This window comes from Arsukibacterium sp. MJ3, assembly GCF_000987765.1.
Taxonomy (GTDB): Bacteria; Pseudomonadota; Gammaproteobacteria; order Enterobacterales; family Alteromonadaceae; genus Alishewanella.
Genome location: NZ_LAHP01000001.1, coordinates 284365 through 306334 on the forward strand (window position 1 = coordinate 284365; position 21970 = coordinate 306334).

17 protein-coding genes are annotated in these 21970 nt (G+C 47.7%); all 17 read right to left on the minus strand.

Annotation, left to right across the window (positions count from 1 at the left end; translation table 11 throughout):
• Positions 1-106: 106 nt before the first annotated feature.
• The gene (locus VT06_RS01270) at positions 107-376 is read right to left on the minus strand and encodes a hypothetical protein (RefSeq protein WP_152658958.1); all 270 of its coding nucleotides are present in this window, start codon (positions 374-376) and stop codon (positions 107-109) included.
• 59 nt (positions 377-435) lie between these two features.
• Positions 436-4449, minus strand: a complete 4014-nt coding sequence (locus VT06_RS01275; RefSeq protein ID WP_052750127.1) for an RHS repeat-associated core domain-containing protein — start codon at positions 4447-4449, stop codon at positions 436-438.
• 14 nt (positions 4450-4463) lie between these two features.
• Entirely contained in the window at positions 4464-5459 is a 996-nt protein-coding gene (locus tag VT06_RS01280; RefSeq protein WP_052750128.1) for a hypothetical protein, read from the minus strand.
• Positions 5444-6490 carry a hypothetical protein gene (locus tag VT06_RS18360; protein ID WP_046552430.1) on the minus strand — a complete coding sequence of 349 codons (1047 nt, stop codon included), beginning with the start codon at positions 6488-6490 and terminating at the stop codon, positions 5444-5446. Before VT06_RS18360 ends, VT06_RS01280 begins: the two co-directional genes overlap by 16 nt.
• A gap of 3 nt (positions 6491-6493) precedes the next feature.
• Complete coding sequence (locus tag VT06_RS01290) at positions 6494-6784, minus strand: PAAR domain-containing protein (protein ID WP_046552431.1); 291 nt, start codon at positions 6782-6784, stop codon at positions 6494-6496.
• Positions 6785-6814: 30 nt separating this feature from the next.
• Positions 6815-8629: a type VI secretion system tip protein TssI/VgrG gene (gene tssI / locus VT06_RS01295; RefSeq protein WP_046552432.1), complete on the minus strand. Its 1815-nt coding sequence runs from the start codon at positions 8627-8629 to the stop codon at positions 6815-6817.
• A gap of 90 nt (positions 8630-8719) precedes the next feature.
• The gene (locus tag VT06_RS01300; RefSeq protein WP_046552433.1) at positions 8720-9199 is read right to left on the minus strand and encodes a type VI secretion system tube protein Hcp; all 480 of its coding nucleotides are present in this window, start codon (positions 9197-9199) and stop codon (positions 8720-8722) included.
• Between the two features lie 306 nt (positions 9200-9505).
• Positions 9506-12166: a type VI secretion system ATPase TssH gene (gene tssH / locus VT06_RS01305; RefSeq protein ID WP_046552434.1), complete on the minus strand. Its 2661-nt coding sequence runs from the start codon at positions 12164-12166 to the stop codon at positions 9506-9508.
• A gap of 20 nt (positions 12167-12186) precedes the next feature.
• Positions 12187-13182, minus strand: coding sequence for a type VI secretion system baseplate subunit TssG (gene tssG, locus VT06_RS01310; RefSeq protein WP_046552435.1), 996 nt, complete (start codon positions 13180-13182; stop codon positions 12187-12189).
• A gap of 10 nt (positions 13183-13192) precedes the next feature.
• Complete coding sequence (gene tssF / locus VT06_RS01315) at positions 13193-15025, minus strand: type VI secretion system baseplate subunit TssF (RefSeq protein ID WP_046552436.1); 1833 nt, start codon at positions 15023-15025, stop codon at positions 13193-13195.
• The gene (gene tssE / locus VT06_RS01320; RefSeq protein ID WP_046552437.1) at positions 15025-15513 is read right to left on the minus strand and encodes a type VI secretion system baseplate subunit TssE; all 489 of its coding nucleotides are present in this window, start codon (positions 15511-15513) and stop codon (positions 15025-15027) included. The genes tssF and tssE overlap by 1 nt, the downstream gene beginning before the upstream one ends.
• 5 nt (positions 15514-15518) lie before the next feature.
• A complete protein-coding gene (locus VT06_RS01325) occupies positions 15519-16370 on the minus strand; it encodes a type VI secretion system accessory protein TagJ (RefSeq protein ID WP_235357312.1) in 852 nt (283 codons plus the stop codon).
• A gap of 9 nt (positions 16371-16379) precedes the next feature.
• Positions 16380-17915, minus strand: coding sequence for a type VI secretion system contractile sheath large subunit (gene tssC / locus VT06_RS01330; RefSeq protein WP_052750129.1), 1536 nt, complete (start codon positions 17913-17915; stop codon positions 16380-16382).
• Positions 17916-17971: 56 nt separating this feature from the next.
• Entirely contained in the window at positions 17972-19465 is a 1494-nt protein-coding gene (gene tssC, locus VT06_RS01335) for a type VI secretion system contractile sheath large subunit (protein ID WP_046552438.1), read from the minus strand.
• A 1-nt stretch (position 19466) separates the two neighbouring features.
• Positions 19467-19967, minus strand: coding sequence for a type VI secretion system contractile sheath small subunit (tssB, locus tag VT06_RS01340; RefSeq protein WP_046552439.1), 501 nt, complete (start codon positions 19965-19967; stop codon positions 19467-19469).
• A gap of 57 nt (positions 19968-20024) precedes the next feature.
• Complete coding sequence (tssA, locus tag VT06_RS01345; RefSeq protein ID WP_046552440.1) at positions 20025-21116, minus strand: type VI secretion system protein TssA; 1092 nt, start codon at positions 21114-21116, stop codon at positions 20025-20027.
• A 72-nt stretch (positions 21117-21188) separates the two neighbouring features.
• Positions 21189-21965: a PP2C family serine/threonine-protein phosphatase gene (locus VT06_RS01350; RefSeq protein ID WP_046552499.1), complete on the minus strand. Its 777-nt coding sequence runs from the start codon at positions 21963-21965 to the stop codon at positions 21189-21191.
• Positions 21966-21970: the final 5 nt, after the last annotated feature.

Sequence of the window (21970 nt, forward strand, 5' to 3'; positions counted from 1 at the left end):
AATAGAAAGTAGCCTTTATAGTAACAAATCATAAAATTTCACACCCTCAGATTGAATGGAAAACGATGCAAATAAGAGGAGGTTATTTACTAAACACAGTCATTGTCTATCGTGAGTAGTATGCTTTTATGACATTGTAAGTAGTTTTATCTACTTCAACAGTAAACCCTTTTTTACCCAAACTGCCTCTTTGACCAACCGGGTAATCAGTCGGTTGATAAAAGACTATCCAAATCTGTTCATTCTCTAATAAAACAACGTCGTAACCTGATATGTCAAAACCCTCCTTGTTAAAACTCTCATATGCTATTTGGAGCACTTCAGCCCGTGGCGATTTAATCACAAATACTTCTCTAGGGGCGTTCATGTCTGACACAGTTATGTTCTCCAAAATCATTGTCATTGTCATTGTCATTGTAAAAAATAATATAATCTTCATTCGTTTAATATCGAAACTTTACCAGTTTCAGGGTCGAATATTTTAAATTCACCACTTGGTGTACCAAGGTAGCCTTTGTATCCTGGAATTCCTCTTGAATCAGCCCTAATTCCCATGAAATCCCCTGCCGAAAAATTATCGCTGTTAAAATCATCTTGAAAAGGATCACTTGTTCTTACAGCATTGCCCGATCTATCAACTAAAGAGTAATCACCATGCGTGTGATAATCACCCACTAAACTAGCGCCATCAGGAATAGGTGCATCGTAAGGGTTCACGCCCTGGTCTGAGCCCTTGACTGGATCAGAGAAACCGTAACAGCCGTTCGAGCTTCTAAATACTAGCCCACCATACTCCAAGTTGTCTCTAATCGACATAGGGTTAGCCAGCTTCAAAGCAGCATAAGCCGCCTCATTTTGAGTACTAAATAATTTAGCCTGCCCCTCTTTACACACCAACCCCAGCGGATCTACCCAATTTACATGATTAGGGGCGTACTGGTAGTGGTTAATGCCGCCTAGCAGGCCTATTGGGTCTTGGCTGATAAAGCGGCCGGTTTGTGGGTCGTAGTAACGAAAGTGGTTGTAGTGTAGCCCGCTTTCATTATCAAAATACTGGCCCTGAAAACGTAACGGGTTATCAATTTCGTTAACGGTTACCGTTGCTTTACCAAACACACTGTATTGCGCTTGCCAAACAATATTGTTTTTATCGTCAGTTAAAGAAAGTGGCGTGCCCAGCTGGTCTAGCTGGTAGTAATACACTGCACCATTTTTAAGCAGTAGTAGTGGTTTAGTGCTGCCTGGCTCGTAAACATACCAAAGGTATTCACCGGCCTGGTATTCGCCTATTAACTTATCGCCATCCCAGTAATATTCAGTGCGCTCGCCGCCGCTAATTTTAGCACTGCGCCGGCCAAAGGCGTCGTACTCATAGCTGCTAATGGCGCCATTGCAACTAATACTACTTAGCTGGTTAAAACCATTAAACTCACGCTGCTGGGTGCTTGAATGAGAACAGCCTGGCGCACTGGCAGTTAGCTGATTACCGCTGTCATCATACTGATACTGCTTCCCCTGATAACGCAACAAGCGGTCTTGTTTAACCTCAATACCCTCGCCAATCGGGTTACCAAAGCTGTCCCACTGGTGCGCCTCGTTTTGGCTTAGGTCGCTACTGTGTTGCTTGCTTACCAGCTGGTCTAGCGCATTGTACTGGTACTCAGTTTCGCCCAGCTGGTTATCCGTTACGTTTTGCAACTGATGCAATACGCTGTAAGCATAGTGCCGTTGCTGGATTTGCTCGCCGCGTTGCCAGTGCTGCGCGGTTAAGCGGTTAAAGGTATCAAATTGTTGTTGTAGCAATAAGCCACTCTGATACTCACGTGCCGTTTCGCGCCCGGCGCTGTCAAAGGTGCGCCACAGCATCAGTTGCTGATTAACGGCTAACTGCGCCAGTTGGCCCTCTTCGTTATAACGATAATCCAGGGTGGTGCCGTCGGGCAGCACCGTAGCGCTGCATTTACCCTGCGCATTATAGTGATGGGCAATGCAGTTGTTATCTTGCCAAATCTCGGTTAACTGGCCGTTTAAATGATAACTAAAACGCAGTTTGCGCTGGCCGTTACTGGCCCTAAGCACCCGGCCTATTTTATCGTAATAAAAATGGTTGCTGGCCAGGCTTTGGCCATGCAGCGCCGTTTGCTCGGTAATGCGGCCGCGTTTATCGCGTTTAATTTTTAATTGGCGTTTACTGCCATCCTGCACAGCAGCCACTTTGCCGTTAATATCGTACTGAAACTGCTGCTGGCGGCCATCAAAACCCTGTAAGCGAACGGGCCGCTCCTGCGCATCGTAGTCCAGCTGATAGCGGGCGCCGTCGCTGCGCATAATGGCGGTTAAATTGCGCTCATTATCATACTCGTAATGAAAGGCGCTACCATCTGGCTGTAAAACGCTTACCGGCTGGCTTAACCCTGCATACTGGCGCTCAATTATGTCGCCATTAGCGTTAGTAGTGCTTTGCAACCGGCCACTGCTGTCGTAACTAAAATGTTGCTCCAGCCGCTGAGCTGATTTGTCTTGTGCGCTGTCAGCAGAACTCTCATCAGGGTACTGGCTTTGCTGTAATAGCTTACCCGCCAGATTGTATCGATATTCCGTTACCAAACCGCTAGCGTCGACTACGCCATTAAGCCGCCCCAGATTATCGTAACTGTATCGTGTAAGCGCATCATTGTGCTTTACCGCCAGTAGCTGGCTTTCATCGCTCCACATTAAACGCTGTATGCCGCCGCCTGGCAGGCTTACCCGCTCCAGCTGATTATTACTGTTATATTGGTAACGAGTAACCGTATTGTCCGGCGCGGTCTCACTTAACAGTAAGCCCGCAGCACTGTATTCGCGGCGCCACTGCCGCCCTTCAGCGTCAATAATAACGCTGCGTTGGCCCAGCTCATTATATTGTAAATGGCTTATGGCGCCGTCGGCCTGCTCCAGCGTAACCAGTTGGCCATTATCGTTATAATAAAAGCGGCTTTTACTGCCATCAGGCATCGTTTCAGTGGTTTTTTTGCCCTGCTTATTCCAGCTGTAGTGCCAGGTAGCCCCATCCGGCGCGACCTTCTTTAATAGCAGGTTACGCACGTCGTGAAAATACTGCCAACAATGGCCATTACTGTCGATACTGCAGGCACTACGGTTGTTGTCATCAAAACTAAAGCGATAATCATAAATGCCGTTATCGCCCCAGTTACGCACACAACGGGCAGTTTGGTTAGCGCCCTGCCAGCTAAAATAATGACAAAAGCCACTGGCCCGCTGGCGCACGGTAATTAAATGCTGGCTGTACTGATACTGCTCAGTCTCGCTACCGCTATTTACCGCGCAGATTAAGTCATTAGCATCGTTGTACTGGTACTTTGCCAGCACTACCTCGGTAGCCTTAGCACCTTTGTCAGTTAAACTTACCGCTTCAATCCGGCTTAACAAGCCGGCACTGTTATAATGCAGTTCAACGCCTTTTTTACGAGTGTAATCTATCCGGCTAAGCTGATTTTTCGGGTTATAGTACAGTTGTAAATAGCGGCCCAGGCTGTCCATTACCTGATGAAGCTGCCAGCGCGTTATTTTGTCTGTGGTAACATCACCCGCAGCCTTGGCAAATATCCAATGGGTATTATCCGGTTTTAGCAGTATCAGGCTGCCATTGGCTTCAAAACGTAATGCCAGCTCTTCGGCCAACTGATAACTCGTCTGGCCAGCCTCAGGTTTAGCAAAATGCAAATGCCGGCCTTCTTCGTTAACCAGTACCAGCGACACCTTGCCGGCCTCGTCCGTAATACTATCAATATACAAATTGAAATTACTACGCCAACCATAACCCAAGCCAATATTCTGATGGCTTTGGCTGGAGCGATAAGTCCGAACCCACTGCATTAGCAACGGCCCGGCCAGCTCAAAATCGGTTAGCGCCAGAATTTCTTCACCAGTACTCATTGATACCGGATCACCACAGGTTTCAACCTTGGTATTTTCTGGCGTTTGCTGGCCCGCGGCATTAGCACCACTTTGCGCTGACACCGCGCTTTTCGCATCGGTATAACTGGCACTATCAGCGGTTTTACCGCCCCGCTCTAAGGTTTTCACTGCGGCCGGTGGCGGCGTAACCGACTCTGGTGCGCTGAGTGCGGTTTTACGTTCAGGTAAAGACAAAATAAGCAGTTTGTTGTTAAGCAGCGCCGTGGCTAAGGTGCGGCATAATTCAGCGTCACGCACTGCGCTCCAGGGCACCGCTATATTTTTAGTGGCTATCTCGCTGCAGAACCATTGATACACATGTCGAATACTGTCGCTTTGGCTAGCGTTGCGGTCAAACGACTGGCGAAGCCAGCTCGTAGCTGCAGCGCGGCTGGCAAACTGCAATGGTGTGCCATTTTGACCGGTACTTTCCGTACAAAACACATACATATTACCCGAGCGGGATTTAAGGATTAAAGAATGCGCCGCCATGCCAATAATCGTCCTTAACGTTCAGATATACTGCTGGCTTGCTGCCAGCTAAAAACCGCTACGGCGCGATATAATCGTGCCGAAATTTCACACTGTAATGTAAAGCCAGTGTGGCTTGACAAGGCAAACCCAAGATACAAATGCAAAAACCGATATAGCCCGCCGGCGGCCCCCAATTCCCCAGTAACATAAGCAGATAATGCCAACTGGCTATCGGCAGTTATTACCGGCGCTAAGCGTGGGTATTGCAACTGCCAGCAAGCTGTTAATGCGCTGTCGCCATTATCAGCCATGTATATCCGGCTAAGCGGGCCATCAACGCTAGCCGCCGCTGCTGTAAACAACTGTGCCAATGCAGTCTCGTCAGTGTGGTTATTCACTGTGGCATCACTTGCTAGATAATGACAATTAAGGCCAGTGTTGCTTCGCCGTAATGCCAGCGCCACAGCACCCTCGGACCATACAACCGGCTCGTTCAATTGGTGATCAGTTACCGCCATAGTTAACGACAAGTTAGCCAGTATTGTTGTTGCCGGGCTATCGACGCCAATAACCCAGACAAGCGGCTCGCCGCCATGTAATAACTGTCTTGCCGCAACTAATGCCATTAATGCAGCACTTCTACCATAAGGAAAAAACTGGCATGCAGGATGGCTCAGCAGCCTTGGAAAAGTGCGTCGCAAAGCATCAATAAAACCGGCTAGCACATGCTCGTTCGTCAGCAGCTCAGGTAACACTAACATTACAGCAGCATTTTCAGGTACCGTAGCTAGCTGAGCCAACACTTTTTGCAGCAACCAAAGCAAACGCAAAGCGAGATCTTGATTGATGATAAAGGTGATATCAGTCGTGTTATCAGTATCAGTCAAAATATTATACTGCAGCACCCGGTTGTTGATCAGCGCTAACGTTGGCGCAACCGGCATTGCCTCAAGCTGTAATGCCCAGTCAGTCTGGCCGGTTTTACCCAACACCACCGCATAATCACTAATGGTTAAGCAACTGGCCATACGCCCCCTCGCCAGCTGGTCGGCTCTGCTAACGGTAAACCTGGCTGTTGTAATACTCGCAGGGCGGCAGAGGCGAAGCGCTGCCTGGGGTTACCGCTTCGCCAAAGCGCAGCTAAGTTATGCCGCGCTGGTGCCACACCGGCAATAAGCCTCTCTTCGCTTAGAAGAGTGGCAGCGATAGTGGTTTGTTGGTCACGTTGCAGTGCAGCGGTAACCAATGCACCCAACATGGTAATGAGGGCGCTTTGGGTTGCTACCTGATACTCTGGTTGTTTATTCAGCTCCAGCAGCAGCGGGCAAAATTTGCTCAGGCCACTAAAGCCCATCGCGTTAATTGCCAAGGTGGTATCAACCAGACTAAGCGCATTAATAATTCTTATTTTATCATCAGCATTAGCAGCTAACAGCAATAGCTGTAATTGCCTGGGCGTTAAACTGTCAGCAGTTAACAGTTGTTGCAGCAACTCAAATTTATCTGCAGGTTGTCCCAACAGATACAAATTGAAATGAAGCTCGGCCCTTACAGAGGTGCTCAGGCAAGTATCAGTCGAAAGTGCTCGTAAGCTAACCCGCTGCTCTGTTAAACCACAAAGGCCCGTTAACTGAATGGCACTGCGGATATCAAGTGCCAACATTTTTTGAAATACATCAGCCGCCATTGGCTTTGTTGCCAGCAAACACAGCAACGGGCTGTGCTCTGGCCGGCAATACTGCTTTGTATAATGTGCCGCAGTGGTGTGCTTTAATGCCAGCCACAATTCGGCTAATAAACACTGCGCTGGCAGAGCCAAAGGTAACGCCAGTAAAGTAGTAAGTTCTCCGGCCGAATTATCAAGCAGTGCGCTCAGCCACAACGGAATATCATGTTCAACCGGCACCAGATAACGCTGACACAACTGAACACTTTGCAATAAGTGTTGATCGTGCTGCTGTAACTGACTAAGGGTAATGTAATCACTGTTGCACAGGCTTAAACGTTGCTGCCACAATATATCGCAGCGCTCTGCCAAATCAGTGAATGTTTGCGTCATGGCTTAGCCACCTATTAGCACGGTCGGCACGCCCACTACCAGTTTACCGCCGTGCGCGCTGTCATCGCCCAGCCGGGCAGCATTTTTGCCATTAATAAACACCGTAGCCGAGCCACTGCTTATGTTATCAGGCGGGCCAACACACAATAATTTATCTCCTTTACGCGCTGCTGGCATACCGGCAATGCTTACATTAGGTGAGCCCTGTAATACAGGGCCACCGACATGCGGCACCTGACCCGTCACTTTGGGGCAAAGATGCATACAACCAATTATTGCAGCGGGCTGGCTCATATTTCACCTTCGTTTCGTTGACTCATCAGCCTAGTTAATGCTGACTTTGGCGCCATTAATAGTAATGTTAACGCCCTTAATCGCAATAGAGCCGTCACTCTTCATAGCAATAGACGCTGCACCGGTTTTAATGGTTATGGCGTCGCCTGCGTCAATAGTTAATGCTTTGCCTATTTTGTGAATCTCAGCACCGTCTACTGTAGTGCTGCGATCTTTATTGATGATCGAAGTGTCGTTACCTTTGATAACACTGCTGCTGTCATTATCAATGGCGATGTGTTGGTCATGCTCTACCTGCAACTGAAAATCTTTCTCTGCATGCAAGTACAGTAACTCATCGCCTTTTTTATCTTCAAACCGTATTTCATTAAAGTTATCCGCTGCGCCGCCTTCACTGGAGCGGCTTTTTACACCACTCTGTGTTTTATCTACCGGTAAATCATAAGGTGGCATATGATCAGAATTGTAGACTGCACCAATAATGACTGGCTGATCCGGATCAGCATTTAAAAACTCAACCAGTACTTCCTGATCGCGACGCGGATAAAAAAACATGCCCCACTTTTTACCGGCCCAGTTCTGACTGACTCTTATCGGACATGAACTTTCATGGTCAATAATATCGCTGCGATCCCAGTGAAACTTAACCGTTACCCTGCCAAGTTCATCAACGGATATTTCTTCGCTACCTTTACAGGTAACCGTTGCCGTTTGTACCCCTTTAATCAATGGCTTCGCCGTTTGTAATATGGGCCGGTAGGCAACATCTTTTGGCACACACCGAAAACTATTGATAATAACATTTCCCGCGCTTTGGTTAGCACCTACTTGGTTAACTATGGCGGCCTGTAAACGCAAGTCGGTAATAACGTACTGCTTACCCACTTCTGCTTTATCTTCATGATCGCTAATGGTAAAGGTGCGCCCGGCGGTAAAACTGCGACAACTGCTGGTACCCTGTTGCATGGCCATATCACGTTGCAATGCCTCAAGCCGCACAATGGCTATGTCTTTTGCTCTATTATGTATGTCAGCTTCAGCCGCATAATTAAATATTTCATAATCACTGTGTTTGTTAACTAAGCTGCCCTTGTCATAGCTGCCGGTTGGTAACGCTTTCGGCTTTTCCAGGTTATAGCCACGTTGCACAAACTTGCCTGGCACCATCCGCAGCACTTTATGCCATTGGCCAATATGCGCTTGTGCCAGGGTGCCACTATGAAATTTAACGTTTTTTTCCTGGCAAGGCTCATACGCAGTGGCTTTATCAGCCAAAATCAGTTTATGCACACCTTTGCTATGTTCAAAAAAGTAGAAAATACCTTCTTGCTCTAATAGCCGGCTAATAAAACTGAAATCAGCTTCTTCATACTGAACTTTGTACTCATAATCTGGATAGTTGCTGCTAATCTTTGAGTTGGCATCCAATGTAATGCCATGTTCTGCGGCCAGGGTTTCAACAATTTTCAGTACGTTCTGCGCTTTAAAAATGCGACTATTCACCTTATGCTGCATATACCATGCTGCTGGCACGATACTAAGATGATAGTCGCGAAAATTATTACCCGCGGCCTCTTTATTCACCCGCAAGCCTAACCCGTTCAGTTCCGCCACGACACCATGAATGTAGCGTTGGCGGCTATCTCCTAATTCAAGGGTTATGCAAACTTCTTTACCAATCAAATCTTTAGCAACTATTTCCTGTCCGTTCGTATAAATAGTGGCTGCAAGCGAAAATAACCGGGATATCCCCTCATCTAACACAAACTGGGTCAGATAAAGCGCATCTTTACCCAGAGGGGTGTCAATTCTGATGCTGTTTTCATCCTGAGTTGCTTTTTGCATCCGTTCGCCTTAATCAACAATGGATTGGTAAATAAATTTTGGGGTGGAAGTACAGCTAATACCCTAACCAGCATCAGCTGTATTGTTTGCTTACAGCTTGGCGCCTTTAACGCCACTGTAACCGTATACCAATGGAGCGGTAACGTTGTTTTTGTCATCTGTTGGGGTAACAGTCATCATCAGCTCGGTATAGCTGATGACAATTGTTTCAACAGGACGGTCGCCAGAAACTGACATCTGATAGCTGCTGATCATGGCATCAGTCAGTTCAATTTTCATGATTTCTTCAATTTTGTCACCTTGCTTGGTAATGTGAAACACGGCCTTCTGGCCTTTACCAATAGTGGCTTCTTTGAATAAATCGGGTGATGATTTATCTTGCAGTTTAGTAATAACAATGTCGTTTAACCGGGTAGAACTGGCTTCACGGTCCATCGCAGTACCGGTATATGACGTTAGCTCACGGTGAGAACCCCAATCCATCGATAATACGGTAATTAAGTCTTTAAACTCATCTGCGGTTGACTCGCCTTTGATCGCACCATACTTCAGGTAGGTATTTGCTTGCATGCTATGCTCCTTTTGCATATTTAACATAGTGTCCACGAAGGACAGATATAAACCCGGGCACTACACACCCCGGCCAAACGTCAAAAAAACACTTCTGACAATCACTTTTAATACTGCAAACATCTTTACAATGTTTAAACATAAAGTGAACTTTGTTAGTAAAGTACTTTTTAAACTGACTAAATTATACCTTTAAAGTAATTATGATCAACTTTTAATTAACTATTTATACTCACTTATCTCTAAAATAGTATTTAAATAACATTTAAATGTCTACAAATCACAATACGTGTTATTTAGGTAATTTTAATCAACGCTATAATTAAACATTTCTTCACAAAAGCGCAACCTAACCCGATCTACCGTCTGCCGTTGCGCCGTTCGCTGCAGGATCAAGACCGACAATTCTGGCAATAAACTGTTTTGCAAAGTGCCATGAATGGTTCGTGCGCCCGAACCGGCATCCTGGCAACGGCTAACAATGGCGTCTACAACGGCTTGGTCGTAGCTGAAACTTGCACCGTAATGCTGTTGTAAACGCTTTTCAATCCGCAGCAATTGCAGCCGGGTAATCAGCGCCAGCTTGTCATCGGCCAGCGGCAAATAAGGAATAACAGTTAAGCGGCCTAAAAATGCCGGCTTAAATATTTGCAGCAAGTCGTCTTTTAATGCTTTCGTCAGGCCAGCGATAGTAGGCGCCGTCTCCGGATCTTCTAATAAACGCATTGTGGTATCGGTGCCGACATTAGAGGTCATAATGATGATGGTGTTTTTAAAGTCGATATCCCGGCCTTCACCATCCTTAATGGTACCTTTATCAAATACCTGATAAAAAATATCCTGCACCCCAGGATGGGCTTTTTCCATTTCATCCAGCAGCACCACACTATAAGGTTTACGCCGCACCGCTTCCGTTAAAATGCCGCCCTCACCGTAGCCAACATAGCCAGGAGGAGAACCTAATAATAACGACACTTTATGCTCTTCTTTAAACTCTGACATGTTAATCACGGTCAGGTTATCTTCACTGCCGTATACCTGCTCGGCTAATGCCAGCGCAGTTTCTGTTTTACCCACGCCGCTTGGGCCAGTTAACAGGAAAATGCCATTGGGTTTATTTTCATCTGCCAGCTGAGCACGTGAGGTTTGTACCGTGCGGGCAATCAGTTCAAGAGCATGCTGCTGCCCCACCACTCTGCCGGCAAGGTGTTGCTCCAATGCCAGCACATTGTTAATTTCATCGACCTGCATTTTACCCAGCGGTATTCCGGTCCAGTCAGCGACAACTTCTGCGATTAATTGCTCAGTAACCTGCCAGTGCACCATAGGGGTGGTTAGTTCAGCCAGCGAGGCACGTAATTCGGTCAGTTGCTGAATTAGCGGGTTGTTGTCGGCAAGCGGTTCGGCATTTGGCCCGGCATCATCGGCTGTTGGCATCGTATCGTCTGCAGTCGACTTCGGGGTAGCGTGTTGCAACTGTGTTGCCAACACTTTGGCCTGCGTTACCCATTCACGTTGAGTATGCCATTGCTGCTGCAGGCTACTAAGGGTACTTTTCGCGCTTGCTAATTGCTGCTGTAAGTCTGCAAGCTGGCGGGTATGCATTACGCCCAGACGCTGTTCTCGTTGCAGTATGCCAATTTCACTTTCCAACTGAGCAACATGGCGTTGTTTATCTTCAACCGGTCCAGGTACGGCATCCTGGCTCATTGCTACCCGGGCGCAGGCAGTATCCAGCAGCCCTACCGCTTTATCTGGCAGCTGGCGGCCATTAATGTATCGGTCAGATAAATAGGCCGCAGCCTGCAGTGCTTTATCGGTAATGCTTACCCCATGATGCTGCTCCATTACACCCAATAAGCCGCGCATCATCAGTACGGCTTGGGCCGGGCTGGGCTCCTCTACTTTTACCACCTGAAAACGCCGGGTTAGCGCCGCATCTTTTTCAAAATATTTTTTATACTCAGCCCAGGTAGTGGCCGCTATGGTTCTAAGTTCACCGCGGGCTAATGCTGGTTTTAATAAATTAGCCGCATCATTTTGACCGGCCTGGCCACCACTGCCAATCATGGTATGGGCTTCGTCAATAAACAAAATTATTGGCGTGGTGCTTTGCTTAACCTCATTTATCACATTTTTCAGGCGGCTTTCAAATTCGCCTTTCATACCGGCACCGGCCTGTAGCAGGGCTAAATCTAACACCCGCAGCGCCACCGTCTTCAGTTTATCGGGTACATCTGCAGCAGCAATTCGCAGCGCTAGGCCTTCCACTACTGCAGTTTTGCCCACACCCGCCTCGCCGGTTAAAATTGGATTGTTTTGGCGGCGCCGGGTCAAAATATCTATCATTTGCCGAATTTCAACATCACGGCCCACAATAGGGTCTATTTTACCGGCCCGGGCCTGGGCTGTTAAATCAATAGTAAACTGATCCAACGCCGGCGTTTTTCCGGGCTGTGCTGCGTTAGTTTGCGCGGGTGCCGTCCCTTGTTCGGCCGACTGGGCCGCCAAACTGGGCCAGACCCTTATTAACTCAGCCGGGTTAATTTTTTCCAGCTCCGGAATGCGGCGCAGCATTACTCCAGCCAGGCTTTCATCCTGCAGCAGGGTATACAACAGATAAGCGCTGCGAATGTGCCGGTCGCCAAACTCTATAGTAGTATTAAGCCAGGTCGCTTTTAACCAGCTGATCAGCTGCACTGAAATGCCAGGCAGCGAATTATTTCCAGTTTTCAGTTGCTCTAACGCGTGCTGCAGCTGCTGGTGCACCTTATCAATGTCCAGCGCAAAACTGCGAAATAGCAGGTTGAAATCAGCGTTATTTTGCTGCAGCAAGGCATCCAGCCAGTGCTCAATTTCTACCGTATAGTGGCTGCGTGACTGACAGCGCCCAGTAGCGGCTTCCAGTGCTTGCTTACAGTCGTTGTTGAGCTTTTCTACCAGACTCTTTAAAGAACTTGTCGACATAAATGCTTCCTGTGCATTAATTAAAGCCGGCCCAGTTGAAAACCAACCTGAGCGGGGTGCTGCGATATTGCAGCGCGAATACTTAATCTACTACCTCGCCCGAGCGCAGTGTGCCGCTCGGCCAAGCGGGTACAGGCAAAATCCTGCTGTTTAGCCTTAATAACCAGCCGAACCTGCAGATGCGGATCAAGATAACGACTAACAATATGCTGAATAACCTGATAACGGCTGGCGCCGGGTAGCAAGCTCGGCAATGTGGCACCAGGGGCGTCTACTTCAATTATTACTGCCGAGCTAACATCCCACACACGCTGGCCTAACATGGTGGTCTGGCCTAAGGCACCGTTTTGGCCCTCCGGTAGTCGGCTACCGCTAAGTCGGCTTTGCTCCGCAACCCCCAAAGCTAGCCAGCGCCCGGATAACGACACCACCCGGGCAGTGGCGCCAAGTAAGTCGGTTAAAATTTGCTGCAAAAACTGGCCGCTGCGGTTGCGCTGGCTAAAGGCGCCGGCGTAATACAGGCCAAGATTGTCCTGACAGCCACTCAGTTTTTGCAATAACGTGCTAAAAGGATCATTCAGGCCATCGGCAATTTCATACTGGCAGGCAAAGCGGTATTTCTCCCAGGCCCGGTAGTACAGCGATATTAGCCGATGATTAAACATATCGAAAAAGTCACGCATGGCACCATCACGTTGTTTCAGCCGTTGCAATAACATTTCTGTGTAATGTTGCGGCATTACTCCACTAGGCCCGGTTAAGCCTAAAAAGCTGACATACAGCTCCAGTGCCAGTTTGTCATCGTCGCCTTTGCGCGAGGTGGCTTTGTTAATTGGCTGACCGGCAAACCCAAGATGCTGTTCCGCTTTAAAGCGCACTAACTCGGCATGAGGAAAAGCATCGCGCCCTACGCCGTGCCATTGCTTTTGCTCGGCGCTTAACTGGCGCTCTATCTGGTATACCGCTTGGTAAAAATCAAAATCGCCAGGGCTGGCTACTAATGCTTTTAAACTCATAATGTCAAACTCACAACAATACCCTGCTACCCACTCTGGCAGGCCAGCGATGGTAAATTTGCTCGTGCTCTTTCAGTTTTACGCTAAGCCGGGTATAGCTATTAATGCTGGCGTATTGGGCAAAGAACGCATCCAGTATATTGGCAAAAAAGTAAACATTACTGCCAGCATAAGCAGACTGGCTAAACTCCAGTATTATGTCAGTACCACTACATACCGCAATTCGGCCTTGCTGATTTACCCGGGCCGAGCCACTGCTCAGGGTTAAGCCAACAATACCGTCAATCAGCGCCTTAGATTCCGGGGTGCAGCGAAAATCGTACAGCTTCAGGGTTTCCTGTAACACGGTTAACGCCTGCTCGCCGCTAAAATGATTTAGGGTAAGATGGTTAACCAGCTGCCAGCGGCTGCTTTCGGCCAGTGCCGGGCGAATACTCATTGTCGGCGCAACCAGACAGCGCACCGATTTAATCACATCAGCATGTTTACTTATGACAAATTGTGGCTCACCACCGCCAAAGGGCAAATAAGCGGGCTGATTGCGGTTACTGCACAGCGCATTGACCTGAATAACCCAGTTTTGCTGGTCATCATCGCTGTTAACCCCTTTAAATTTGCGGTCAATTATCGACAAATACACTTCAGTGCCGGCTTCGGCGTAACCACCCGCCCAATCTACAAACTCTCGCCGGGTATGCCAGAACAACTGCTGTTGTTGCAGGTAATCAGGGTGCCCTTGGCTGTAATAAGGATTAAGGGTTAGCTCGTTACCTTGTGGATCAAATGCCTGTACCTGCTGCACCTGCACCACTTCACAGACGTCGGCATCGAGATAGCGTGGTGCCAGCCGGTATTCATATTGTGCAGCTTCTAACTTTATCGGCTCCAGCTTTTGTTTAAACAAATTAATCACCGGCGTACAACCCAGCAAAATACTGTCAGCGTTAACATGGCGCTCTAACTCATCCGCGCCCTCCGCCAGATAAAAATACAGGTCAAGCTTGTCGGCAATGCCCGGCCAGCGGGGGTCTAAGTCGGTCAGCGCAAAAAACAGAAATTTTTCCGGACATAAAAACTGTTCAATCAACAGGCGGTAGCCGCTAAAGCTTCGCTGGCTATATGGCACCACTTGCTCATTGTCGGCAAACCCCACAGCTGCTAAGTGCCGTGGCTGCATAAAGCGCATTAACTCTGGTTGCCCTGCAGGCGCCACACCAATGCTAATAACTTGGCGCATAATAAGCTCAAACAATTTATAAACATGGTGGCGCTGACCGTTCAGATAAAACCGCAGCTTACCCACCGCTAACTCTTGCAGCGTGGTATTTTCGAACTCACACGCCAGGCTCAGCGTTAATAACGCTTTGGCCGTTTGGCTGACAGGCGGTTTGGGGGCAGTAAACGGCGCATTTTTAAATTCGGCCTGCACTACTTCCAATGGCCAGATATCCGTGTCGTAACAACTTTGAAAGGTACAGGGTTTTAAACCATTAGCCCGGGTTTCAAATTCGGTACCACGCTTAATACAAATACCCGATGTCGACAGGTTTTGACTTACCAGCTTCAATACCGACACCGAAGGAATAGGAGCCTGATAATCCGGATACATCTGGCCGAGCAAAGCATCGGTTAACTCGGGGAAGCTGTCATCCAGCTTTTGACGAATTTGTGCACTAAGTAAAGCAAAGGCCTCAATTAACCTTGAAACATGAGGGTCTTCAACCGTCTCTTCACTAATCCGCAGCCGGCCGGCAATTTTTGGATATTTCTCAGCGTATTCTGCACCCATCCGGCGAATAAACGTCAATTCACGATTGTAATACTTTAATAACTCATCATTCATTACTGATAATCTCTGATGGTCAGGCCCAGATGAACTGGCTCAACTTCGGAATCAAACATAATATGTTCAGGTTCAGGATCCGCGTACAACAAGGCCTGGATCCGTAAGCGTAATACCCGCTCAATAGTTTGCTGCTCATCAGGCAATGATACCTCTACCTCAACAAACCGCGGCTCAAAGCGGCGGATACATTGCTCTACCGCCCGGCACAGTTGCTGGCGGCCTTCGATAGAGTCGACCACCATTACTGAAAAATCCGGCAGACCGTAATTTAGTAAACTTTGCGACAGTTCCGTATAGCTTTCTGGCCAGACATGCCACTGTACCCGGGTATTGAGCAGGTTCTCTAAATCGCGCCGCACGCTTTGTCGTAATGCTTTTAAATCAAAACCACGGCGTTGCCGGCCCGGATCTTTCTGGCCGGGAGCATCATCAATCAACCGGTCAAGCAGCGACATTTGCAGAGCTTGCTTCTGATGCAGTTTCATCTTAATTATTCAGCCATTGCCGGTTTGGCAGCGGTGCTCGTTGCACTAACTGCGTTAAGCGCCAGCACATCACCTAATGCCACAGCTTGCTCACCCAGCAGGATCATCTTCTGGCCGCTACCGGTTATTAACCGGCGGTCATGCTCATGCCAGTTGGTGGTCCGGCCTAATTTTGTCTCAGCATCGCTGTTGTCCACATTGCCATTGGCAACATAAATTAACGGCAAAAAGGCCTCACCCTGTGGTCCATCAATAATACTGATATCAACGCGCCGCCAAATAATATCTAGCAGGCTTTTCGGCGGGTGTAGCTTTAAACTGTCAATCTGTTCAAAAGCGGCCAGGTAGTATTTGCCGTCGGTGCCAAATAACTCCAGATAACCGCCCAAGCTGTCATCTAAATCACGGATATCAGCGTAAATCTCGCCATTTTGTTCAATAGCAACCTGTGGCCGTAACTGCTCCATTTGCTCAGATGCCTGCACCGCCGCACTACTATCTTGCTCGCGTAGCGCTAAGCGTAACGTTAATAAAGCACTGAACAACGGCGAAGGCTCACCAAATAAATTAGCTGTCATTGCGCCCTGATAAAAGTCACGCCGAGCCGTTTCTGCACGAATTAACTGGCGAACATTAACCGCTCCCAGTAAAAAATCCGGATGTTGGCGTACTATCATATCCAGCTGATTATCGGCTTTTTCCAGTTCACCAGCGATGCACAATAACTCGACATAAATGGCTCGGAACTGGGCATTATTTGGGTCATCCCGTAATACCAAGAGGGTATGCTGCAATGCGGTTTGCAACTGGCCGTTAGCCATTAGTGAATTTAGTTGTTTTATAAAAGGTTGTTTCATAATGATCCCTCAGGCTAACGCCTTTTGTTTCGGAGATAGCTCCGCGACTAATTTGACTGATGTCACCATCTGATCCAGCTGAAAGTGAGGCTGCAACTGGATCACTGAATAGTAGCGACCCGGCTCACCCCGCTTTTCTTTGACCTTAATTCGTGCTTCACGCAATGGCCGACGGGCGCGCACCTCGTAAGAGGCGTCTTCAGAGGCGGTGGTATAGTTATGTAGCCAGCGTTGCAAATCTTGTTCACACGCCTCTGCTGACACATAGCCACCCACTTTGTCCCGGCCAATTACTTTGATGTAATGCGCAAAGCGAGCTACACATAAAATGTATTGCAACATGGCAGATAACCGGGCGTTAACCGTAGATAAGGTTTTATCGTAGGCTTTTGCTTCTTGTACTGACGCGTTATTGTAAAAGGCATAAAAATCACTATAAGGCACTGCCGACAGCGGCACGAAACCGGCATCAGACAAGGCAGACTCAAAGCGATGCCCCACCAGTAAATTTACCGATGGTTTATTAAATTGCTGATATTTCTCTGTTTCATACTGGCTAACCGGCAAATGCGTGACCAGACCAAAGTTATAATGGCCGGCTTTCATGCCGCGAATTTGGCCAAACCAGCCTGACTCGCTATAAGCCCGCACCAGCACCCCGGCAAAAGCCCAGGCAGCGTTACCCCATAAATAATCACGTTGCGGCCGGTTTAGCTGCTCTTTAAACACAAAGCCTTCGCTGCGGCTGCCATCATCTTTATAGGGTGGTCGCATCAGCACCTGCGGCAACACCAAACCTAAAAAGCGGGCATCTTCCATATTACGCAGCGCCCGCCATTTGACATACTCAGGCTGTTTAAACTGGCTGGCGATATCGGCCACCTGGCCCAACTCTGAAAAATGATCAACCCCAAACAATGACGGATGAGCAGCGGCAATAAAGGGAGCAAACGCCGCGGCAGCGGTACGGACCACTTCTTTTAACGTATCAAGATCGTTAATGCTCTGGCCACGACGGATTTTATGGCTAATTTGATAATCGCCAATCAAAACGCCAAACGGTTCACCGCCAGCCATATCAAATTCGTTGTCGTAAATAAGCTTAAAAAAATCGCTCTGGTCAAAATCAATAGCCCGGTTAATATCTTTACTGAGCTCAGGCCAGGATAACGATATTACTTTAACTTTAACTTTTTGCTCGCGATCATAACGCTCGGCCTGCTCAGTTAAATACAGTAAACCACGCCAACTGGCTTCCAACTCCTGCATTACCGGATGGTGTAAAATACCGTTAATTTGCTGATTAATTAGGCTGTCAATTTCAGCAATAGCCCGCCCCAGTACAGGCCTAACAAAAGCCGCCCCTGCACAAGGGCGGCTTTCAATATGTTGTAACCAAAACAGTACCGCCTTTAACGGATCAGACTCACGTAAAAACCTGCTAAGCAAGCCTTTGCGCTCAGCGCTGGCATAAGATGGGCAAGGTCGGTTGCACTCATCAATATCAAAAATTGTATCCGCAACAAAATTAACTGCGTCAACCATGACCTGTCCGTCCCTACTTCTTCTAACGAGCTTAGAATGGATTACTAACGTTAAAATTAGCTACCCATTTCCGGAATTTTGGCTACTAAACGTAACGACGTAGACAACTCTTCCAGTTGCAGCCAAGGTCTTAACCAGGCTACCGCATTGTATGAGCCAGGACGTCCTGGGATCTCACGCACCTGCACTTTGGCATCAGCCAATGGATAACGCGCCCGAACTTCCTGGCCACTGCCCTCTGACGCATTGACATATGTCAGGATCCAACGGTTAAGCCATACTTCAACATCTTCCGCTTCCATAAAACTGCCAATTTTGTCGCGGGCCAGTACTTTTAGATAATGGGCAAAACGTGACGTGGCCATTAAATAAGGTAGGCGGGCAGAAATTGCCGCGTTAGCGGTTGCTTCCGGGCTATCATATTTTTTCGGCTTCTGCGCAGTTTGGGCGCCAAAAAACACCGCATAGTCGGTGTTTTTATAATGGCAAAGTGGTAAAAAGCCCATCTTGCCCAGTTCAGCTTCACGCCTGTCGGTAATACCAATTTCAGTTGGACACTTCAGATCCGGGTCACCATCATCACTCATAAAAATATGCGACGGTAAACCTTCCACTTTACCGCCACCTTCAGCGCCACGAATTGCAGTGCAAAAACCATACTGTGCAAAGGCATTAGTCAGCCGGCTACCCAATACATAAGCGGCATTCATCCAGCAGTAATGGTTATGATTCGGATTAGTCGCCACGGCTTTTTGCGTGTCTAACTCAAACTCTTCATAGCCAAATTCTTCAACAGGCGCAGTAGTGCTGCCATAGGGCAACCGCGCTAATACCCGAGGCATGCTCAGGGTAACAAAACGAGAATCATCACTTTCGCGAAATGAGCGCCACTTGGTATATTCCAATGACTCAAAAATTTTCTCTAAGTCACGCGGTTTAGACAGTTCCGTCCATTCATCAAAGCCAAACAGTGCCGGTGAGGCACTGGACAAAAACGGGCAGAAACCGGCAGCAGAAACGTTTGACATATACGTCAGTGTTTCAATATCTTCCGGATGGTTGGTAAACTCATAGTCACCAATAATCGCGCCATACGGCTCCCCACCTGGGGTACCAAACTCGGTCTCGTAAACTTTTTTAAACGTTTGGCTTTGATCAAACTCCACTGCTTTACTTAAATCTTTGTAAAGCTCCTTTTTACTCATGCTGATCATGCGGATTTTTAACGAGCCACCGGTTTCTGAATTCGTTACCAAGTGATTAAGGCCACGCCAGCTGCCTTCTAACTTCTGAAAATCTTCAGCGTGCATAATGACCGACAACTGATCAGAAATCAGGGAGTCAAGACGATTAATCGCTTCGTTAAAGGTAACAGTCAGGTTTTTATTCCAGCTCACTGTGCCGCTCATGGCTTCTTCAGTTAAGGTGCGAATTAGCTCCTCGGCGCGCGAGGCATCTGTTTGCTTGGTGGCACCAATAGCCTGTTCCAGTAACGATGCTAACTCGGTGCTACTACTCTCATGGCTTGCAACTAAGGCTTCCGTACTCATATTATTTGTCCTCTAAATTCAGTTCCTGCGCCAACTGTTGCAGGTCAGCATTACTGTTAAGCACCCGTTCCAGGATGTTTTCCAGATCTTCAGAGCGGTCAATTTTGGTCATCAGATCACGCAGTTTGTTTCGGGTCTCCATCAGTTTTTCAAGCGGTTCCACTTGGCGGACAATGGCAGCCGGCTCAAAGTCTTGCATCGATTTAAATTGCAAAGCAACGGCAAATTCACTGCCATCATTGGCCAGCTTATTTTCCACTTTAAAATTAAGCTTAGGATTCATCCGCTTTAATACTTCATCAAAATTATCCCGGTCAATCTGCACAAAACGGCGGTCTTTTAATGGCTTTAACGCCTGAGTGTTGTGACCGGCAAAATCGCCCATCACCCCTACTACAAACGGCAACTCTTTTTTAACAGCGTTACCCTCAGTTTCAACATCATAAGTAATGTGAACTCTTGGTTTGCGTACCCGTGACAACTTACTGTGAATACTTTCCATTTACTCTCTCCTATCGTTAGTCTGTCGTGGCCGCGCAGGCAACGCTGGCCGGTTGCTCTACTTAGTCTGCGGTATCCCCGCCAGACGAAAATAACTGTTTCTGGTATTACTATCGTCAATCAACTCTTGTAAAAGCTCAGGCAGAGTCAGATCACTCCAGCGGATCACTTGCTCAAGTGCATATGACATTGGCGAATGTGGTTCAGTCTTACGAAAAAAATCAACAGCATGCTGTAACGAACGAATAACCTGTTGCCGCGATTGCAGCTGCTGATCAACATTGTGGGTACTAAGATTAGCCAGCGACTCGATTTCAGTATTATCGGCCTGGCTATCCGGCTCTGGTTTTAGCTTGTCAGCTGCCAGGTAGTTAACAGCATCAAGACATTGTTGCAGCGCTTTGCTAATGGCCGTTGTTGGTTGTTGCTCGCCAGCCATGGCGGCGTCCATGGCGTCAGACAATAATATAAATTCAGCTATAGCCAGGTGTATGTCACTGCGCAGCTGCTGATAAAAGCTGGCTGGTGTTTCCTGCACGGCCTGCTGAATTTGCTCAAGACTGGCGATACCAGCATCCGTTCGCTGCTTTTGTTTGTTTTCATCTTTGCGGGATAAAGCAGCGGCCCGCACATATTGCCAGCAGGCAAAACAACCAACTGAGCTTGCTTCAGTCAGCGGTATACTTAAGATAGGCGTGATAAGGGCACCATCGCCCTCATAACCGTTAAGTCCAACTAGCGGCGCTATCCGTGCGTCCATGCCTTCATCATCCGGCAGTGGATACACATCCAGCCAAAAATGCTCAATCAATAGACGGGTAGTTTTAAAGCCGGTTGCCAGGCCAGCAAATCCTTCTGTGCGGCACCAGGCTTCAATCAACCAGGCGGCGTATTCCAAATCTTTACTCTGATGAGTCAAAATGTCAGGCAGCGCCTGCTCCAGCGGCCGCCAGTCAAGTACCAACGCCTGAAAATCATCGTCTTCAAACAACATAGCTCGTTCATTAGCGCGGGCCTGACTACGAACGTCTTTTAAGCTGTAGTATTGTGAGGTAGGTGAGATATCGCTGCGTGGATCTACCCCGGCAGGTGCTTGTACCGCCACGGCTTTTATTAACAACTCAAAATCTATTAATTCACTGCGATCCATCACAATTAACCATTAAACATATTAATAGTGAATTATGTTACTTTATAGTTCACAAAATAACAACATTACAAACTATATTTGTACAATTTTGAGGTTTATAGGTATTGTTTTATCATTAATATTAACATAACTGCTATTGTGTAGCTTAACTAAAATACTGGTAACATTATCTTTCGCGCCTGCTACTAGGGTAGAGTGCAATAAGGCTTTGCTGGCATCAGCTATATCTTCATGCTGCAAATAGTGATGAATTTCATGATCAGGTAACTCTTTTGTTAAGCCATCGGTACACAGTAAAAACAAATCACCCGGCTGGCAAACATCTGAATTTACCGCTACATCAAGCACATCGTCAACGCCAACCGCCCGGGTAATAACGTTGGCTAACTCATGGCTTTCTGCCTCACTGGCTGCCAGTAACCCTTGCTCTACCATTTCATTTACCTGGCTATGGTCATGGCTAAGCTGTGTTAGCTGGTTGTGTCGCAGTAAATAACAACGGCTATCACCGGCCCATAGTAAATGGTAATTATTGTGCTGAATAAACAGTACCACCACGGTAGAGCCGGCCATGGTACCCAATAATTGTTGTTTGCTAAAATGCAGCAATGCTTGATTAGCCTGCTGCAGCGCCTGACACAATAAGGCTGGCGTTACCATCGCACCAGCATCGGTAACTGTTTTTTTTAACATATCCATAACTAGTTGACTGGCCACGTCACCGGCGGCATGGCCGCCCATGCCGTCTGCTACTGCCCACACACCCGCTTCAGGCATAGCCAGACAGGCGTCTTCATTAAGTTGTCTTACCAAGCCCTTATGACTTTGTGCCTGAAATACAATTTGCATATCGC

Excerpts from the sequence above, each read along its gene's own strand:
- VT06_RS01275 (WP_052750127.1), bottom strand. The coding sequence starts at position 4,449 with ATGGCGGCGCATTCTTTAATCCTTAAATCCCGCTCGGGTAATATGTAT.
- VT06_RS01280 (WP_052750128.1), bottom strand. The coding sequence starts at position 5,459 with ATGGCCAGTTGCTTAACCATTAGTGATTATGCGGTGGTGTTGGGTAAA.
- VT06_RS18360 (WP_046552430.1), bottom strand. The coding sequence starts at position 6,490 with ATGACGCAAACATTCACTGATTTGGCAGAGCGCTGCGATATATTGTGG.
- VT06_RS01290 (WP_046552431.1), bottom strand. The coding sequence starts at position 6,784 with ATGAGCCAGCCCGCTGCAATAATTGGTTGTATGCATCTTTGCCCCAAA.
- tssI (WP_046552432.1), bottom strand. The coding sequence starts at position 8,629 with ATGCAAAAAGCAACTCAGGATGAAAACAGCATCAGAATTGACACCCCT.
- VT06_RS01300 (WP_046552433.1), bottom strand. The coding sequence starts at position 9,199 with ATGCAAGCAAATACCTACCTGAAGTATGGTGCGATCAAAGGCGAGTCA.
- tssH (WP_046552434.1), bottom strand. The coding sequence starts at position 12,166 with ATGTCGACAAGTTCTTTAAAGAGTCTGGTAGAAAAGCTCAACAACGAC.
- tssG (WP_046552435.1), bottom strand. The coding sequence starts at position 13,182 with ATGAGTTTAAAAGCATTAGTAGCCAGCCCTGGCGATTTTGATTTTTAC.
- tssF (WP_046552436.1), bottom strand. The coding sequence starts at position 15,025 with ATGAATGATGAGTTATTAAAGTATTACAATCGTGAATTGACGTTTATT.
- tssE (WP_046552437.1), bottom strand. The coding sequence starts at position 15,513 with ATGAAACTGCATCAGAAGCAAGCTCTGCAAATGTCGCTGCTTGACCGG.
- VT06_RS01325 (WP_235357312.1), bottom strand. The coding sequence starts at position 16,370 with ATGAAACAACCTTTTATAAAACAACTAAATTCACTAATGGCTAACGGC.
- tssC (WP_052750129.1), bottom strand. The coding sequence starts at position 17,915 with ATGGTTGACGCAGTTAATTTTGTTGCGGATACAATTTTTGATATTGAT.
- tssC (WP_046552438.1), bottom strand. The coding sequence starts at position 19,465 with ATGAGTACGGAAGCCTTAGTTGCAAGCCATGAGAGTAGTAGCACCGAG.
- tssB (WP_046552439.1), bottom strand. The coding sequence starts at position 19,967 with ATGGAAAGTATTCACAGTAAGTTGTCACGGGTACGCAAACCAAGAGTT.
- tssA (WP_046552440.1), bottom strand. The coding sequence starts at position 21,116 with ATGGATCGCAGTGAATTAATAGATTTTGAGTTGTTAATAAAAGCCGTG.
- VT06_RS01350 (WP_046552499.1), bottom strand. The coding sequence starts at position 21,965 with ATGCAAATTGTATTTCAGGCACAAAGTCATAAGGGCTTGGTAAGACAA.